Annotated in this window: 12 protein-coding genes; 1 reads left to right on the top strand and 11 read right to left on the bottom strand. The window is 73.4% G+C overall.

Annotation, left to right across the window (positions count from 1 at the left end):
• Positions 1–25 precede the first annotated feature (25 nt).
• Positions 26–1,207 carry a saccharopine dehydrogenase NADP-binding domain-containing protein gene (locus tag AB0N17_RS09385; protein WP_366010575.1) on the bottom strand — a complete coding sequence of 394 codons (1,182 nt, stop codon included), beginning with the start codon at positions 1,205–1,207 and terminating at the stop codon, positions 26–28.
• The gene (locus tag AB0N17_RS09380) at positions 1,204–6,696 is read right to left on the bottom strand and encodes an amino acid adenylation domain-containing protein (RefSeq protein ID WP_366010574.1); all 5,493 of its coding nucleotides are present in this window, start codon (positions 6,694–6,696) and stop codon (positions 1,204–1,206) included. The genes AB0N17_RS09385 and AB0N17_RS09380 overlap by 4 nt, the downstream gene beginning before the upstream one ends.
• Positions 6,697–6,899: 203 nt before the next feature.
• Between AB0N17_RS09380 and AB0N17_RS09375 the strand changes: the two genes are divergently transcribed.
• Positions 6,900–7,793 carry a squalene/phytoene synthase family protein gene (locus AB0N17_RS09375; RefSeq protein ID WP_366010573.1) on the top strand — a complete coding sequence of 298 codons (894 nt, stop codon included), beginning with the start codon at positions 6,900–6,902 and terminating at the stop codon, positions 7,791–7,793.
• Positions 7,794–7,806: 13 nt separating this feature from the next.
• On the opposite strand, the gene AB0N17_RS09370 is transcribed toward AB0N17_RS09375, so the two are convergent.
• The 9 genes from AB0N17_RS09370 to AB0N17_RS09330 all read right to left on the bottom strand — a co-directional run bounded on the left by AB0N17_RS09370 (position 7,807) and on the right by AB0N17_RS09330 (position 17,823).
• On the bottom strand, positions 7,807–8,970 hold the full coding sequence (locus AB0N17_RS09370; RefSeq protein WP_366010572.1) for an MFS transporter: 1,164 nt from the start codon (positions 8,968–8,970) through the stop codon (positions 7,807–7,809).
• Positions 8,970–9,473 (bottom strand): GNAT family N-acetyltransferase, encoded by a 504-nt coding sequence (locus tag AB0N17_RS09365; protein ID WP_366010571.1) that lies wholly within the window; start codon positions 9,471–9,473, stop codon positions 8,970–8,972. Before AB0N17_RS09365 ends, AB0N17_RS09370 begins: the two co-directional genes overlap by 1 nt.
• Position 9,474: 1 nt before the next feature.
• Positions 9,475–10,665, bottom strand: coding sequence for a type III PLP-dependent enzyme (locus AB0N17_RS09360; RefSeq protein WP_366010570.1), 1,191 nt, complete (start codon positions 10,663–10,665; stop codon positions 9,475–9,477).
• A complete protein-coding gene (locus AB0N17_RS09355; RefSeq protein ID WP_366010569.1) occupies positions 10,662–11,954 on the bottom strand; it encodes a DUF6271 family protein in 1,293 nt (430 codons plus the stop codon). Before AB0N17_RS09355 ends, AB0N17_RS09360 begins: the two co-directional genes overlap by 4 nt.
• Positions 11,951–12,991 carry a phytanoyl-CoA dioxygenase family protein gene (locus AB0N17_RS09350; protein WP_366010568.1) on the bottom strand — a complete coding sequence of 347 codons (1,041 nt, stop codon included), beginning with the start codon at positions 12,989–12,991 and terminating at the stop codon, positions 11,951–11,953. The genes AB0N17_RS09355 and AB0N17_RS09350 overlap by 4 nt, the downstream gene beginning before the upstream one ends.
• Positions 12,992–13,086: 95 nt before the next feature.
• Entirely contained in the window at positions 13,087–14,598 is a 1,512-nt protein-coding gene (locus tag AB0N17_RS09345; RefSeq protein ID WP_366010567.1) for a glycoside hydrolase family 3 N-terminal domain-containing protein, read from the bottom strand.
• A gap of 8 nt (positions 14,599–14,606) precedes the next feature.
• Entirely contained in the window at positions 14,607–15,437 is an 831-nt protein-coding gene (locus AB0N17_RS09340; RefSeq protein WP_366010566.1) for a carbohydrate ABC transporter permease, read from the bottom strand.
• Positions 15,434–16,432 carry a sugar ABC transporter permease gene (locus tag AB0N17_RS09335; RefSeq protein WP_366010565.1) on the bottom strand — a complete coding sequence of 333 codons (999 nt, stop codon included), beginning with the start codon at positions 16,430–16,432 and terminating at the stop codon, positions 15,434–15,436. Before AB0N17_RS09335 ends, AB0N17_RS09340 begins: the two co-directional genes overlap by 4 nt.
• A gap of 110 nt (positions 16,433–16,542) precedes the next feature.
• Entirely contained in the window at positions 16,543–17,823 is a 1,281-nt protein-coding gene (locus AB0N17_RS09330; RefSeq protein ID WP_366010564.1) for an extracellular solute-binding protein, read from the bottom strand.
• Positions 17,824–17,863: the final 40 nt, after the last annotated feature.

Here is a 17,863-nt window from a genome sequence, read left to right as displayed (position 1 = left end):
ACGGGCGTGGCGGCGCACTGCGGTGTCACAGGACGCCGTCCTCCAGCGGGACCGCCGTCTCGTCGCCCGGCGTCCGCGGGATCTCGTCCACGGGGGTCTCGGTCACCGTGCAGACCGTGTCGGGCAGGTGCCGTCGCAGGGCGGTCAGGGTCTGCCGGGGCGCGAGTACGGCCGCGGCCTCGTGGGCGCCCGGGGGGATGCGGTGCCGGGCCACCTCCGCCGCGGCGAGCGCGCCGATCACGCCGGTCATCGCCGAGCCGTCGGTGCCCCGGACGAGTACGGTGCGCCGGACCCCGCCGGCGCCCGGGGACAGCGGTTCCAGGACGCCCCACAGCAGGTGGTAGGGGGTGCGTCCGAACGCGTCCAGTTCGCTCGCCCGGACCACGTCGGCCACCCGGGCGTCCAGGCCGGCCCGCCCGGCGTCGCCCGACCGGTGCCGGTTCAGCGTGTCGAGCAGGTGGTGGCCGTCGAAGGCGTTGTACCAGCGGGCCTCGGCGAGCATCAACCTGTCGGCGGCATCGGCGAGTTCGCGGGGCAGGTAGGGGTACGCGGTGACGGGGTGCGGGACGCCGGGCACGGTGTGCGGGGCGGCACCGGGCAGCGCGCCCGGCACCACCCGGCCCCGGCGCCACTCGGCCCGTGCCGTGCCGTACTCCCGGTCCAGGCTGAGCAGATAGTCCAGGGCACCCGTGCGGGTGAAGGCGCCGAGCATGACGTAGTGACCGGTGAAGCGGGTGCCCCCGGACGGCGGCCGGCCATCCGTCAGGAGGCCGGGCAGCAGGCCGGACAGGCCCGGGGACAGCCCGGCCGACAGCACCGCCGTGCGCTCGCCCGGGGGAGCGGGCTCCGGGCCCGCGCCGTCCATGACGTCGACGTAGGCGGCCCCCGCGGCGGCGGCCGCCCGGCGGGGCCGGGCGGCCAGTTCGTACGCGGGCCCCGCGCAGTGCAGCAGGACGTCACAGCCCCGCGCGAACCGTTCGAGATCCGCGTCGTCGCGGGCGTCGACCCGCCGCGCCTCGACCCGCCGCGCCTCGGCCGGCCGCCCCTCGGCCGGCCCGCCGAGGCCGGCGGCGCACCGCTCGGCCGCCGCCCGGTCCCGGCCGCCGATGCGCAGCCGGAACCCCTCCGCGGCGAGGCAGCGTGCCGCGGCGGCGCCGACCGCCCCGTACCCGCCGAGCACGCCGATCAGCGGTGTGCCGCCGGTCACCGGCCGTCCTCCGGCAGCAGCGCCCGGGCGACGGCGCGGGCGTGCGGAGGCCGGACGCAGTCGAAGTGGTCGCCCGGTACGTCCACGATGCGCAGCCCCTCCCCGCACACCCGCCGCCAGTAGTCCGTCATGTCGCGGTGCATGCCGGGGAAGATCTCCGCCTCGCCGGTCTGCCGTACGAAGGTGGCCGGCAGGTCGCAGGGTGTCGGCTCGTGCGCGGCGACGGACACCAGGCTGTGCTTGACGATGCGGAACAGCCTCGACAGCCGTTCCTCGGAGCGCAGTTCGGCGTCGTCCACCGGCATGGACGCCCCGATGGCGCGCAGCCGCTCCTCCTGGGGCCGCCCGGCGAGGTCCTGGAAGGCGCGCAGTGCCTCCCGGGCGGGCGCGGGCAGTCGCGCCGCGTCCCACGCGACGAGGCTGCCCTGCGGCACCGTCGCGCCGTGGAGGGCGGTGGTGGCGCTCACCAGTTCCCGGGTGGCGCCCTCGTCCCGGGGATAGCCGAGACCCACCAGGTCGGCCCGCATCAGCCGGGCGAAGATGTACTCGGCGAGCAGGTCGTCCTCGACCAGGTAGGGCACCCGGTAGCTGCTCACCACGGTCAGCCCGGTCACCTCGGCGCCGGCCGAGGTCAGCCGCCGGGCCAGCTCGGGGACCAGCAGGCCGCCCATGCAGTAGCCGACCAGGTGCACCCGGCCGAGCCCCTCGGCGAGCAGCGCCTCCGCGTGCCGGTCGGCGAGCTCGGCGACCTGGGTGCGCGGGTCGGCCTTCAGGAACGCCTCGACGTCGTCGACGACCAGGCCGGCCAGCGGCAGCCGCTCGGACAGCTCCTGGATCACCGCCCGGTACGGGATGAGGCTGCCGGTGCCGTCGTGCACCAGGACGCGGGTCGGGGTGTCCTCGGCGCCCGCCGGGGCGCCGCTGATCCGCACCAGCGGCGAGGCGGGTCCGCCGCCCGGGCCGGGCACGCCGTCCCCGGACGCGGTCAGCCGCTGTGCGAGTGCGGCGACGGTGGGCCGGTTCATGACGAGCCGCAGCAGGTCGTCCCACTCCAGGTCGGCCGCCTCGGGCAGTTCGCCGCGCATCCGGGTGACGAGCCGGGCGACGAGCAGCGAGTCGCCGCCCAGGTCGAAGAAGTTGGCGTCGCGGCCGACGAAGTCGACCGGCAGGACGTCCGTCCACAGCGCGGCCAGGGTCCGTTCCATGCCCTCGCGCGGCGCCTCGCCGCCCTCGTCGGCGCGGCCGGACGCCGAGGAGGCGGTCCACGCGTCGAGGGCGGCCCGGTCGACCTTGCCGTTGCCGGTCAGCGGGATGCGGTCGACGATCTGGAGTTCGGCCGGGACCATGTAGCCGGGCAGCCGGTCGGCGGCGTGCGCGAGCAGCGTCTCCGGGCGCAGCGGGGCACGGTCGGCCTTGAACCGGGACGCGAAGACGTGCTGGCCGATCCCGGAGAGCGCGCTGTCCTGCGCGGGCAGGCAGAACGCGAGCTCGGCGCCCGCCTCACGCAGCATCCGCAGCCACTGGTCGCGGCCGAGGAAGGTCTGCCCGGTCTCGGCGCGCTCGTCCTCGAACCCGTGGAGTCCGGCGTTGAACTCCATGGAGGTCATGACGTGGTAGGCGTCCCGGGTGGCCTCGATGAAGACCAGCCAGCCGCCGGGGGCGAGCAGTTCGCGCAGCCGGGCCAGGACCTTGCCGGCGTGGACGGAGTTGTGCAGGACGTTGGCGAGCAGGATCACGTCGAAGGAGTTCGGGGCGAGGCCCTGGGCGCGGGGGTCGCGGTTGAGGTCGAACAGCCCGTAGCGGACCCAGGGGTGGTCGCGGAAGGTGTCGGCGGCGGCCGTGAGGAAGAAGTGGGACAGGTCCGTGAACAGGTAGTCGACGTTCAGGCCGTCCAGCGCGGGTACGAGGACCGTGCTGGTGCCGCCCACCCCGGCCCCGATCTCCAGCAGCCGCAGCGGCTCGCCGCCGGGGTGCGCGCGGGCGATGTCGCGCAGCGCGGAGACCACGACGGCGTTGTTGTGGCGGCTGATGAGGTTGTCGCGGTAGGCGGCCTCGGCGGTGTCCAGGCGGCCCTCCGGGAAGAGGAGCGTCTTCAGGTCTATCTCGTTGCGCAGCAACGGGGCGAGGTGCTCCTCGGAGACCCGGTGGTAGCGGACGAGTTCGGCGCCCCAGCGGATCCGGGGTTCGAGCGCGTCGATGCGGCGCAGCACGTCCGCGCGCTCCTCGTCCGGCTCGGCGAGCAGGTCGCGGTAGCGGCCGGTGTCCGCATCCCGGGTCACCCGGCCCTCCTGCTCCAGGCCGGCCAGCCAGCGTCGTACGAGGTAGTGGTTCTCGGGGGCGGCGGCGACGGCCTCGACGACCTCCTGCGCGGTGTGCGCGGCGGCCGGGCCGGCGAACAGGCCGCAGGCGCGGAACAGGGCGGCCATCGCCTGCAGGGCGGACAGGTCGAGCAGGGCGACCATGTCGGCGATCTCCGTGTCGGCGACGTCCCGGGTGGTCCCGAGGCCGGCCGCGGCCGCCCGTTCGGCCAGTGCCGCGGGCAGCGGGGGCGCCTCGGCGGGGGCAGGCTCGGCGAACGCGACGAGGGTACGGGCGCCGCCCTCGCCCTGCACGGTGGCGGCGGCCGCCGCGGCGGCGGGGTGGGCGAGCAGCGTGGCCTCCACCTCGGCGAGTTCGACCCGGTGCCCGTTCAGCTTGACCTGGCGGTCCGCCCGGCCGAGGAACTCGATCTCGCCGTCGGGGCGCCGGCGGCCCAGGTCGCCGGTGCGGTAGAGCCGTTCGCCGCTCGCCGGGTGGGTGACGAACCGTTCCGCCGTGCGTTCGGGGTCGCCGAGATAGCCGAGGGCGAGGCCGTCGCCCGCGATGTACAGCTCGCCGGTGACATGGGTGGGACACTCGCGCATCAGCGTGTCGAGGACGTGGAAGCGCTGGTTGGCGAGCGGCCTGCCGTACGGGATGCTGCCGAGGTCGGGGTCGACCGTGCCGACGCGGTGGTGGATCGACCAGATGGCCGCCTCGGTGGCGCCGCCGAGGCTCACCACGTCGAGCCCGGGGACGCGGCGCCGGATCGCGTCGGGCAGGGTGACCGGGATCCAGTCGCCGGACAGCAGGGCCAGCCGCAGCCGGGAGACGTCCGCCGCGGGGTCGGTGCGCAGGTACTCCTCCAGCATCTGCATCTGTGCGGGGACGGAGTTCCACAGGGTGACGTCGTACCGGGCGAGCAGGTCCGCCCAGTGGGCGGGGTCGCCGCGGCGGGCGGGGTCGGGCAGGACCAGGGCGCCGCCGGCCGCGAGGGGGCCGAAGAGGTCGTAGACGGAGAGGTCGAAGCCGAGCTGGGCCAGTCCGAGGACCCGGTCGTCGGCGGTGACGGAGAACCGGGCGTTGATGTCGTCGACGGTGTTGCGTGCGGCGGCATGGGTGATCATGACGCCCTTGGGGACGCCGGTGGAGCCGGAGGTGTAGATCACGTAGGCGAGGTCGCCGGGCGCGGCCCGGTTCCCGGGACACCGGTCGGTGGGCTCAAGGGTGTCGACGGCGACGGCGCGGACGCCGGACGGCAGGTCCAGGCCGGGCAGGAGCCGGGACTGGGTGAGGACGACGCGCGCGCCGGCGTCGGTGAGGACGGTGGCGCGGCGCAGCGCGGGCTGCGTGGTGTCGACGGGCAGGTAGGCGCCGTCGGCGAGGAGCACGCCGAAGGCCGCGACGGCCTGCTCCCAGCCCTTGTCCATGACGATGCCGACGCGCTCGCCCGTCCGGACCCCGGCGGACGCGAGGGCGGCGGCCACCGCCCGGGCGCGGCCGAGGAGTTCGCCGTAGCCGAGGGTGCGGGAGGGGGTGATGACGGCGGGCCGGCCGGGGGTGCGTTCCGCCTGGGCGACGACGGCGGTGTGCAGGAGCCCTTCGGGCCGGGGCCCGGCCGTGTCGTTGACGGCGGCGAGGGTGGCGGCCTGGCGGGCGGGCAGCCCCACGGGGGCGGTCTGCGACCAGGTGGCGGGCTCCTCGACCAGCCGGCGCACCAGGTCGGCGAAGGCGGCGAACATGTCCGCGGCCACGCCGTCGGGCAGGACGCCGTCGCGCACGTCCCAGTGGGCGAGGAGGCCGCCGCCGTCCTCCATCACCTGGCAGTCGATCCACACCTGAGGGGTCTGCGTGATGCCGTGGACGAGTTCGCCGTCCGGCATCAGGGAAGGCGCGGCGTCGGTGCCGGTGCCGGTGCCGCCGAGCGTGCTGGTGAAGGTCACCGGGAGCAGGGCCTCGCCACGGCCACGGCGGCGGGCCAGCTCGCGCAGGACCTCCACACCGGAGCACAGCCGGTGGTCCATGTCCTCCCAGAGCCGGGCCTGGACGGTGCGCATGCGCTCGCTCAGGGTCGTGCCCTCGGTGAGGTCGACGGCGAGCAGGCTGGTGGAGCTGAAGTCGCCGATGACGCGGTCGACGTCGGGGTGCAGCGGCAGCCGGTTCTGCACGGTGAGGCTGAGCGTGAACCGGGGCGCGCGGCTCCACCGGCCGACGGTCTCGGCGAAGGCCTGCAGCAGCACGCCGGAGGCGGTGACGCCGGTCTCCGTGGCGCGCCGGCCGAGGGTGCGGGTCTGCTCGGCGGTGAGCCGCAGCCCGTGCCGGGTGAAGCGCGGTGGCGCGGCCGGGGCGTCGGTGCGCAGTGGCAGATCGGGGGCGGGCGGCAGGCTGTCGATCCGGTCCCACCAGTAGGCGCGGTCCCGCTGGTGACGGGTGCCCTCGCGGGTGCGTACGGCCGCGAGGACGTAGTCACGGAAGGTCGCTCCCGGCGGACCGGTCCGCCGGGAGCCGGTACCCGGCGAGTCGGTGCACAGCGCGCCGAGTTCGCCGAGCAGCAGCCGGATGCTGCTGTAGTCGCAGATGAGCAGGTCCACGGCGACGTGCAGCAGCAGCGCCCGGTCGGTGTCGGTGACGCGGACGTCGAACAGCGGCCACTGGTCGGTCTGCCGGACCTGGTGGGACATCTCGCCGCGGGTCGCCTCCACGGCCCGGGTGCGGGTCTCCTCGTCGGCGCCCCGCAGGTCCTCGTGGCGGACCCGGTAGTGCGGCACCTCGGGCAGGACACGCTGATGGCCCTCGGCGGAGACGACGGCCCGCAGCATGGGGTGGCGCCGGATCAGCTCGTTCCAGGCCCGCTCGATCCGGTCGGCTCCCCAGTGCGGCAGCGCGATCTCCAGATAGCCGTGGCAGGCGACCCCGCCGTAGTCGAACGCCTCGCTGCGGCCGAGCAGATACGCCGACTGGACGTCCGTGAGCGGGAACGGCTCGTGCGCCGACGCCGGGTCGGCGACGACGGCCGGCCCGAACTCCCGCTCGCGCAGCAGGGCGAGCACGGCGTCCCGGTGGGTCCGAAGGGTCTCCAGCCGCTCCGGCGTCAGCGCCCCCTTGGGGGCGCGGTAGCGCAGCCGCCCGTCCTCCTCGTACATCGTCACACCGGCCGCGCTCAGCTCGGCCACGAACTCCCCGACATTCACGATGCGTTGCCCCTTCTCGCCGTGTCGTCCACCCCGAGGCGGCCATGAGACATCCGCCAGCCTCACGGATCCGGCCTAGCGAAGTTCTGGATGACGGCAGGGGTGCGGAGCGGGGCGCTCCGAGCAGGCGTGCACAGGGGTGGCCGACGGCCTCACGGCCGCCCCCGGCCCGGTCGCGTCCGCGCGGTCCCTACGATCGGCACATGAGTGCGTGGACGAAGAGCCTGGACGCGGCAGGGGTACGGGAGCCGGGGGTGCGCCGGGACTACGACGCCCAGCGGCGGCTGGTACGGCGCTACCGGCGGACCGCCTACCTCGCGGCGAGGCTGCTGCTCCCCCGGCACCTGCTGCCCCACGTGGTGGCGGCGACGGCCCTGATGCACCACGGCGACAACCTGCTGGACACCGGGCCCCGGCCGCGGCGCGAGGCGGCCTGGGCGGCCTGGGAGCGGCAGGTGCGCGAGGCGCTGCGGACGGGGACGAGCGAGGACCCGCTGCTCCGCGCCTTCCTGCACACCCTGTCCGCCCGTCCCCGGCTGCGCGGCACGGTGGAGACGTACCTGTCGACCGCCGCGGCCGAACTGGACTTCACCGGCTTCGCCACCGAGGCCGACTACCAGGCCTATCTGGACGCCTACTCCCTCCCCGCCTTCCTGCTGGTCGCCGATCTGCTCGGGCCCGGGCAGGAGGCGGAGGCCCGGGCCCACCGGGCCGCGTGCCGGACCTTCATCGACGGCAGCCAGCGGCTCGACTTCGTCAACGACCTCGCCGAGGACCTGAGGGAGGGGCACGTCGGTATCCCGGCCGAGACGCTGCGGCGGTACGCGCTGAGCGTGGCGGACCTGGCGGCGGGTACGGCCGGCGGCGCCCTGGACGCGCTGGTGGCGGACCAGGCCGGCGCCGCCCGCGCCAGTCTGCTGGACGCCCGCGAGCTGCCGGCGCTCACCCCCGCGCCCGGCCGGCGGCTGGTCCGTGCGCTGCTCGACATCGAACTGCTCACCGTGGACGCGGTACTGGCCCGGGGCGCGAAGGTGCTGCACGGCTCCGCGCGTCCACCGCTGGCCGGCACCCTGCGCGTCCTGGCCCGCCGCGGCTGACGCGACCGGGCGGTCAGCCGGCCGGCGCCGGGATCCGGGCCCGCCAGGGGATCCTCAGGGCCGTCAGGGTGACGATCGAGGCCGACACGGCGACCGTGGCCATGCCCAGGGTCAGGTTCGCGGCGCCGGCGACGAAGCCGATCAGCGCGGGACCGGCCAGCAGCCCCGTGGTGCCCATCGCGGCGACCAGGGCGAGGGCGTCCGGGCCGCGCTCGGCCGCCGCGACGTACACGCACGGGGTGACGGAGGCGGCGCCGAGGCCGACACAGGCGAAGCCGAGGAGCGTCGGCACCACCCCGCCGGCGAGCAGCGCCAGGGCCAGGCCGACGGCGGCCAGGGCGCTGCCGGTGCGCACCACCCGGCCGTCGCCCCACCGGTCCCGCCAGCGGTCCGCGCGCGACCGGGCCAGCAGCATCATCACGGAGACGACCGCGATGCCCAGCGGCGCCACGGACGCCGACGCCTTGACCACGTCCTTCAGATAGAGCGTCGACCAGTCGTTCATCGCGCCCTCGGTGATCGTGCCGAAGGCCATCGCACAGCCCATCAGCAGCGTCGTCCAGGACGGCAGGGACCGACGACGGCGCCGCCCGGGCCCGCTCGCCGGCCCGGACCCGGTGGGGGCCGGCAGGGCCGGACGGGCGCCGGCGAGCAGGAGCAGCGACAGCGCACCGGCCACGGCGAAGTGCACGGGCACCGATCCCGTCAGGGTCGTCACACCGGAGCTCAGCAGGGCGCCGGCGAGCAGCCCGGCGCTGAACGTGGCGTGCAGCTGGGACATGGCGGTGCGTCCGTACGTCCGCTCCAGCGCGGCGCCCTGCGCGTTCATCGCGACGTTGAGGCAGCCGACCGCGACGCCGTCGGCGCACACGGCCACCAGGGCGAGCGGATAGTCCGGTACGGCGGCCAGGGGCGCCAGTACGACGACGAGACCCAGGGCCGAGGCCAGGGAGAGCCGCCGTGCGCCGAGGCGTCTCATCAGCACGGCGACCAGCGGGAACGAGGCCGCCGCACCGGCCCCGCAGGCCATCAGCAGCAGGCCCACCTCCCCGGCTCCCAGGTCCAGCCGGGTCCCCAGCGCGGGGAGGCGGGAGACCCAGGTGCCGTACTGGAAGCCGAGGAAGCAGAAGAGGGCCGCGATCGACCACTTCACGCGCCGGAAGGAGGGCGTGGGCATCAACTGGCCTCTCGCAGCGCGGCCAGCGGCGCCGACATGTAGACCGCGCCGCCGCCGTAGCCGGCGGGCAGCCGCGCCTCGGGGTGCGGGCGGTAGCCGTTCGCCCGCCAGAAGGACTCCTTGCCGGCGACGGCGACCAGCGACATGGTCGTGAAGCCGCGGGTGCGGGCCACGTCCGTCAGGTGGTGGACGAGACGGGTGCCGAGCCCTCTGCGCCGCAGGGGGGCGGTGACGACGAGGTCGTGCAGGTGGAGGTTGGCGCAGCGGTGGACCGCCCGCTCGCTCCGCGCCGGTTCGGGGCAGCGGAACATCGGGTAGGGCAGGGCGAGGACGTAGCCCGCGACGCGGTCGCCGGCGTCCAGGACGAAGCAGGTGCCCGCCGGGGCCCGGGACCGCAGCGCGGCCTCGCCCTCCGTCAGCGGGGTGTCCGCGTACGCCGCCGCCTCCAGGGCCGCGATCTCGGGCCAGTCGGCCTCGGTGATGCCCCGGATGAGGCCTGACATGTCAGTGGTGTCCTTCCTGGCGGCGCACGCACACGCAGGGCAGCGGGCGGATGCCGTTGAAGCCCTGGGTCGTGTAGCTGGTGGCGTAGGCGCCGGCGGAGAGGATCCACACCGGGTCGCCGGAGACGAGGGACGCGGGGACGCGCACCGGGTGCCGGCCGCCGCCGTAGGCGTCGTCGCTGTCGCAGGTGGGGCCGGCGACGACCGCGAGGACGTGCTCCTCGTCCGCCGCGTGCCCCGGGAAGACCATGTGGTGCGTCAACCGGTCCATCTCGTAGAGGCCGTTGAACTTGCCGCAGCTGAGGTAGAGCCAGTGGACGCCGGTTCCGTCCGGCTGCCGGCGGCGGGTGAGCCGGGAGACGTGGGCGCGGACGGCACCGTGGTCGGCGACCAGGTGGCGGCCGGGCTCCATGACGAAGCCGAGCGGGGCGGGGCTGAGGGCGCGCAGGTGGTCCATGCCCTCGCGGAGCACGGTGAAGATCTTGTCCAGGGGCGGGTCGAGGGGGTTGCCGTGCCGGTCCCGGTAGCCGAGCGCGGGCAGGCCGCCGCCGAGGTTGACGTGGTCGAGCACGATCCCCCGCCCGGCCAGCGCCGTCAGGGTCGCGGCGAGGGTGTCGAGTGCCTGCTGCCAGGCCTCGCCGGTCATCTGCTGGGAGCCGACGTGCACGGACAGACCGGCCGGGGTGAGACCGGCCTCGCGGGCCGTGGCCAGCACCCGGACGGCGTCCCCCGGGCTGCAGCCGAACTTGCGGTTGAGGCCCCACAGGGCGCCGTCCCCGCTGGTGGCGAGGCGGCAGAAGACGCGGGCGCCGGGGGCGTGCCGGGCGATCGCGGTGACGTCCTCGACGCTGTCGGTGGCGAAGGTGCCGACACCCAGGCGGTGCGCCGCGGCGATGTCCCGGTCGGACTTGACGGTGTTGCCGTAGTGGATGTGGTGCGGCTGCGCGCCGGCGTTGAGTGCCTGGATGATCTCGGTGGGGCTCGCCGCGTCGAATCCCGCCCCGCGGACGGCCAGGCAGTGCAGGACCTCGTCGACGGGGCATGCCTTCAGGGCGAAGCGGATGCGGATGCCGGGCAACTCGGCGAGCAGGGCGTCGTATTGGTGTTCTATGCCGGTGAGGTGGTAGACGATGCGGTCGGATTCCGCCGCGGCCGGGCATCCGTCGCGCCCGCGCTGCTTCGGGGCGCTCATGTGCGGGCCGCCTCGATCAGCGCCGGCCAGGACTCGGCCAGGTACGCGTGGTCCTCGATGTCCGACCGGGCCTCGTCCAGTAACTGACGTCGCTGCATGAGAAGTTGACCGGCGAACGTCTCGTAGCGGCCGCCCAGTTTGCGGTAGGCGGTGTCGATGCGGTCCAGGCGCCAGACGTTCTCGGTGCGGTCCAGCCCGGTGCTGTCCCGCAGCAGCTCCACGATCCGGTCGGGGCGTACCCGATGCCGCTCGTCCAGCAGCCCGGTGCCTTCGGCGGCCATGCGGTCGTAGACGTGGTGGAAGTAGAGCATCGACAGCAGGAACTTCACGAACCGCCGCTGGTAGGCCGGGAACCCGCTGTCGGTGCGGCGTTCCGGGGTGTGGAAGTTCTCGATGTGCCGGTTGTGCAGGACCCCGGGCAGGCCCGCGTCGTGGACCAGGTGGAGGAGGAAGTAGTCGCTGCCGATGGTGTCGGTGGCCGGTGGCAGCGGGACGCGTTCGTACACCGCGCGGTCGAAGGCGACGTTGCACATGTCGACGCGCATGGGGTCGACGACGGTGAGGGTCGAGCGGTCCCCGGTGAACGGGGCCGTCCCCGCGCCGGTGAAGGACTCCTCCACCAGGCGCCGTGTGCGGTCCTCCGGCCGGCCGCCGGGCGCCCAGAGGCCGACGACGTCGCGGTACACGCCCGCGTCCAGGCGTCGTATCTCTCCGATGTCGACGGAGAGTTCACCGATGAAGGAGGCGCCCGCCAGCGACACCGGGCGCTCGCGCAGTGCGGTGTCGAGGTCGGTGCGCAGGCCGCCGGCCACGGCCTCGGCGGCGGGCCTGCCCAGCCAGGGCAGTTCGTGGTGGACGGGGAACACCGGTCGCCCGGCGTGGAGCTGGTAGCGGCTGTCGGAGTCCCTGCGGTGCAGCGAGTGGCAGCCGAGGGCGGCGGCCAGCAGGAAGGCGCGGTTGGTGCAGGCGCCGTAGGAGAGGGCCGGCGGGAGCATGAGGCGCAGCAGGCGGTCGGGGTCGGGCAGGCCGGCCCGCTCGACGGTGCGGCGCAGGAAGACGCGCTGGACGTGCTCGTCGAAGTGGTGGACGGTGACGCCGGCCGCCGGGCGGAGGGCGGCGACGACGCGGGCGTGCTCGGCGCGGGTGCGGTCGTCGGAGGAGTCGAGGATCAGCAGCTGGGCGTCGGTGCCGTGGCGGCCCGCCGCGTGGGCGGCCTCTTCGTGGAGGGCGGTGAGGGTGGCGGAGCAGGCCCGGTCGGTCGGCAGGCAGAGGCAGATGCGCTGGTTCACCGTGCCTCTTCCGCGACGGTGGTCCAGGAGTCCAGACCGAGCAGTCTTCTGCCGAGCGGGGTGAGCGTGGCGGGCCCGTACCGGTCGGCCTCGGGCTCGCGGGCGTCGCCGAGGAGGGTGGCGTTCCAGTCGGGGGTGGCCAGGGTGCGCCAGGACTCCACGCGGGAGTCGCGCAGGGCGGTGTGCTCCTCCAGGGCGGGCATCATCGACAGGTACTGGACGGCTCGGACAGCGTTGTCAGAGAGGTTCGGTGCCACGCCGTGCGCCAGCAGCCCGTTGAAGATGAGCAGGTCGCCGGCCTGGAGGTCGGGGCGGACCACCGGGAACTCGGCGCGGTCGGTGCCGGGCCGGACCGGGTCGCGGCCGGGCGGCCGGCCCAGGCGCCACTCCTCCAGGCGGCGGAAGAGTTCGGGGGCGCACTGGAAGCCGCCGAGTTCGGGCCGGGTGTCGCACAGCGCGACGATGCCCTGGACGCGTTGCGGCAGCACCGCGAGGGTGGTGTCGACGTCCCAGTGCAGCTCGATGTCGAAGCCCTCGTCGGTGGGCTCGATCAGGGAGCGGGAGCGGGTGCGTACGTTGGGCGGATTGAGGTTGAGCCGGTCCAGGGTGACCCACAGCTCCGCGCAGTCCCACACGTCCGCGAAGGCGTCGTAGACCCGTCGCGTCTGGCGGCTGTCCCACAGGAGCTGGTGGTGGTAGGCCTCGACGAAGCCGTAGATGTACAGGTGCCGGTCGAGTTCGGAGCGGAACCGCGGCTCGTCGTACCAGGTGTCGGGGCGGTCGGGGTCGAGGCCCTGGAAGTCCCAGGCGAATGCGAGGAGTTGTTTGGCCTCGCCGGGGGTGATGGCCTCGCGTACGACGACGTAGCCGTACGTCTGCCAGAAGGCGAAGTCCTCCTCGGAGAGCACCCTGAGCGGCCGGGTCTTCTCGATGTGGCGCAGGGGGGTCGGGGCGAGGTAGGTCTCGCCGTCGGCGCTGAAGTAGGGGCGCGCCGAGGCGGCTCGGTGGAGGTGGGGATGGGAGTGGGGCGTCCGCATGCGATTCCTCTGGAACACAAGTTCGGTTGGGATCCGGGAAAAGAGCAAGATCGAGCAGGCCGCCCGCGGGTGCGGGCGGCCTGGGGGCCCGTGGGTCAGCCGGCGACGACGGCCTCCGCCGCCGCCACGCCGCACACGCGGGCGGCGCCGTAGGTGGCGATGTGCAGGGCGCCGCGCGGGGCGGCCTGCGGCAGGCCCATCTCCACGACGACGGTGTCGGGGCGGGCGGCGAGCAGGGCGTCGAGGGCGGAGCCCATCCAGGCGTGCCGGTGCTCGTCGCGTACCACGGCGACGATCCGGCGGCCGTCGGCGGCGGCGAGCGCCTCCGGGGCGGCGCCCTCGCCGGTGAAGGAGCCGGAGGTGGTGCCGGGCAGCAGCCGTTCGAGCTCGGCGGCCACGCCCCAGGGGGTCTGGTCGCCGACGGCGATGTTGCGGGCCGGCTCGAACTGGGCGACGTACACCGGCGCGGTGACCGGTGCCGCGGCGCCGGTGCGGGTCAGGGCGAGGGCGCGGCGGGCCGCGGTGAGGCCGATCTGAGGGGCGGGCTCGGTGTCCGCCGCGCCGCTGCGGGCCCCGGCCGTCCACCGGGCCAGCTCGCGCACCCTGGCGGCGGCGTCGGCCAGCCGCTCCTCGGGCAGCTCCCCGGAGCGCACGGCGGCCACGAGCGCGTCCCGCAGCCTCAGCACGGTGCCCTCGTCGCACAGTCCGCCGCCGACACAGATGGCGTCGGCGCCGGCCGCGATGGCGAGGACCACGCCGTGCTCCAGGCCGTAGGTGCCGGAGATGGCGCGCATCTCCATGCCGTCGGTGACGATCAGTCCCTGGTAGCCGAGTTCGCCGCGCAGCAGCTCGGTGAGGATGCGGCGGGAGAGGGTGCCGGGGCGGTCGGGGTCGAGGGCGGGCACGAGGATGTGCGCGCTCATGATCGCCCGGGTGCCGGCGGCGATGGCCGCGCGGAACGGGGGCAGTTCGCGGGCGTAGAGGGTGTCGGCGTCGACGTCGATGCGGGGCACGGCGTGATGGGAGTCGACGTTGGTGTCGCCATGACCGGGGAAGTGCTTGGTGCAGGCGGCGACGCCGGTGGACTGCAGGCCCTCGACCCAGGCCGCGGTGTGCCGGGCGACCAGGCCGGTGCTCGCGCCGAAGGAGCGGACGCCGATGACGGGGTTGTCGGGGTTGGCGTTGACGTCGGCGGAGGGCGCCCAGTCGAAGGTGACGCCGCAGGCGGCCAGGCGCCGGCCGAGTTCGCGGGAGACGGCCCGGGTGAGGCCGGGGTCGTCGACGGCGCCGAGGGCGTGGTTGCCGGGGAAGGAGGAGCCGGTGCGCACGTCGAGGCGGGTGACGTCGCCGCTCTCCTCGTCGATGGCGACCAGCAGGTCGTCCCGCTCGGCACGCAGCTGGGCGGTGAGGGCGGCGACCTGCTCCTCGCTGACGACGTTGCGGCCGAACAGGGCGACGGAGGCGAGGCCCTCGCCGAGGCGGCGGCGCACCCAGTCGGGCGCGGTGGTGCCGTCGAACCCCGGCTGCAGCACCGCGAGGGCGTCCCTGGTGAGGGTGTGACCCGCGGCGGAGCCGCTGTCCGATCCCGTGGTGGCGAGTGTGGTCATCGGCGGGGTCATCCCTTCACGGCGCCGTCGGTGAGACCGCTGACAGCCTTGCGTTGCAGGAAGATGAAGAGGATCAGGATGGGCAGCGCGAACAGGGACGAGGCGGCCATCGTGGCGCCCCAGTCGTCGCCGAAGGCGGTCTGGAACTGCGACAGCCACAGCGGCAGGGTCTGCTTCTCGTTGTCCTTGTTGAGGATCAGGACGAGCGGGAACTCGTTCCAGGCGGTGATGAAGCCGAACAGCGAGGTGGCCATGAGGCCGGGCGCGAGCAGCGGGAAGATCACCCGGCGGAAGGCCTGGACGCGGGTGCAGCCGTCGACCATCGCGGACTCCTCCAGCTCCTTGGGCACGGCGGCGACGTAGCCGCGCAGCGTCAGGACGGTCAGAGGCAGCACCATCATCGTGTAGAAGACGGTGAGCGGGACCAGGCTGTCGAGCATGTCGTTGTCCCGGACGATCATGTACATGGCGATGATCATGACCTCCCAGGGGGCCATCTGCGCCAGCATGAAGGTCACGATGAGCCCGCGCCGTCCCCTGAACCGCATCCGGGCGAGCGCGAAGGCGGCGAACAGGGCGATGACGAGGGAGAGCAGCACCGAACAGATCGTCACCGTCACGGAGTTGCCGACCAGCGTCCAGAAGTTGTCCGCGTCGACGGCCTTCTTGAAGTGGCTGAACGTGACGTTCGTCGGGAACCACACCGGGTTCTCGGAGATGATGTCGCCGGTCGGCTTGAAGGCCGTCGCGAACATCCAGTAGACGGGGAACACGAAGCCGACGCAGAGGACTACGGCGGTCGCGTTGGGCCACACTCGGCCGACGAGCGAGCGCTTCACAGCTCGTCCTCCTCTTGCTTGAGCACCATGCGCAGGTAGTACGAGGTCATGACGAGCAGCACCAGGACGGTCAGGAACGAGATGGCGGCGCCGACGCCGAAGTGCTGGTTGCCGACGCCCTGGACGAAGGCGTAGATCGGCAGCGTCTCGGTGAGGTGGTCGGGGCCGCCCCCGTTGATCGCGAAGATCTGCGGGAACGCCTTGAAGATCCAGATGACCTCGAGGAAGGTCGTGGAGTACAGGAAGGGCCGCAGGATGGGGAAGGTCACCGAGGTGAAGCTCTTCCAGGCGCCGGCACCGTCCAGGGACGCGGCCTCGTACAGCTCCCTGGGGATCGTGGTGGTGGCGGCGTAGAGGTTGATCGCCACGAAGGGGACCGACCCCCAGACGAGCAGCAGGATGATCACGGTGAACGTGGAGGTCTGGCTGCCGGTCCAGTTGTAGTCGGCCATGGAGTGCCAGCCCAGCTTGTCCAGGACCCAGTTGACGACGCCGAAGCGCTGGGCGAACAGCCACTGGTAGACGGTGGTGGACGCGAGGATCGGCATGGCCCAGGCGAGGACGAGAGCGACCATGAGCAGCAGCCGCATCCTCTTGCCGAGGCGGGCCAGGAGCAGCCCGACGAGGGTGCCGATGACCATGATCAGGACGACGTTGATCGCGGTGAAGACCACCGAGCGCTCGACGACGTTCCAGAAGTCCGAACCGGTCAGGACCTCTTTGTAGTTGTCGACCCCGTTCCACTCGGTGAGGTGCTGGATGAGCTGGCGCGGGTTGAGGTTCTGGAACGACAGCATGCCGTTCTTCACCAGGGGCCAGCCGAGCAGGACCAGGGTGGCCAGCAGCGCCGGCAGCAGCAGGAGATAGGGGGCGGCGGCTCCGCGCCGGGCGGAGGGCCGGGAGCCGCGGTCCTCACCCGTCGGCGGGCCGGGTGTCCTGGCCTTGCGGACAGCGGGCTGTCCGGCCGTGTCCGTGCCTTCGGTCTGCACTGACATGAGTTGTCATCTCTTCCGTGGCCGTACGAATGCGTGTGCCCTGCGCACGGCAAGGGACGCGCACGGCACCTGGGGCCGGGGGCGCCCGGACGGGCGCCCCCGGTGCGGGACTAGTTCTGCTGGGCCAGGCGCTTGTCGATCTCGGACTGGACGTCCTTGGCGGCGGCGGCCGGGGCCTTACCGTTCAGGACCGCGGTCATGTAGGACTTGATCGGGTTCGGGGTGTTCTCCACCGCGGCCCACTCCGGGATCAGCGGCGTGGTGCCGCCGACGGCGGCGGCCGGCGCGGCGGCCTCGGCGGCGCCGTTGCCCCCCAGGTTGGTCTGCAGGGCCGTCTTGTTCGGGATGACGCCGTTGAGCTTGGACAGCTCGCCCTCGTACTGGTCGGACAGGGCGATCTTCAAGAACTCCTTGGCCAGCGACTGCTTCTTGCTGCCCTGGGCGATGGCGAGGTTGGAGCCGCCGAGGAAGACGCCCTCGGGCTTGTCGGCGCTCTCACCGGGGATGGTGAAGTAGCCGAGGTCCTTCTCGATGGCCTTGTTGGCCTGGATCGCGGTGCCGGCCTCCCAGCCCATGCCGATGAACGCGCCGGTCTTGCCCTTGGCGAAGACCGTGGCCTGCTGCGGGGTGGCCTCGTCCTTGTCCTTGGGGGCCTTGGAGAAGGCGGCGTACTTCTTGTAGATCTCCATGGCCGCGGTGACCTTCGGGTCGGCGAGGTTGGAGACGTACTTGTCGCCCTGCTTCTTCACCAGGTCGCCGCCCTGACCGATGATCAGGCCGTCGAAGAAGTACCAGTTCTGGCCCGGCAGGTAGATCGGCTCGGCGTCCGTCTTCTTGCCGATGGTCTGCAGGTCCTTGAGGAACTCGTCGCGGGTCTTCGGGGTGGACTTGATGCCCGCCTTCGCCCAGATCGCCTTGTTGTAGACCACGACGCGGTTGGCGAAGTACCAGGGAGCGGCGTACTGCTTGCCCTCGTAGACGGAGGACTGGGAGACCGACGGCGTCCAGTCGGAGCCGATCTCCTTCTTCAGGTCGGCCAGGTCGGCGAGGCCGCCGGTGGCCGCGTAGGCGGGGGTCTGGGTGTTGCCGACCTCGATGACGTCCGGCGGGTTGTCCTCGGAGAGGGCGGTGGTGATCTTCTGCTGGATCCCGTCCCACTTCTGGATCTCGAACTTCAGCTTCGCGCCGGTCTTCTTCTCGAACGCGGCCTGGACGTCCTTGGACCACTGCGGCGGCGCGGAGCCGTCCATGGTCCAGACCGTCAGGGTCTGGCCCTTCCAGCTCTCCGGTCCCGCGTCCTTGCCGCTGTCCTTGCCGTCGTTTCCGCCACACGCCGCAACGGAGACCATCATGCCCGCGATCACGATCGCGGCAGCGAGCTTGCGCTTCACGCCACCCTCCTCAGGGATGCCACTAACCCCCCACGCCCTC

The organism is Streptomyces sp. NPDC051133 (genome assembly GCF_040682635.1).
Classification (GTDB): domain Bacteria; phylum Actinomycetota; class Actinomycetes; order Streptomycetales; family Streptomycetaceae; genus Streptomyces.
The sequence above is the reverse complement of the archived record's forward strand: the minus strand, read 5'-3'. Positions and strand labels throughout refer to the sequence as shown.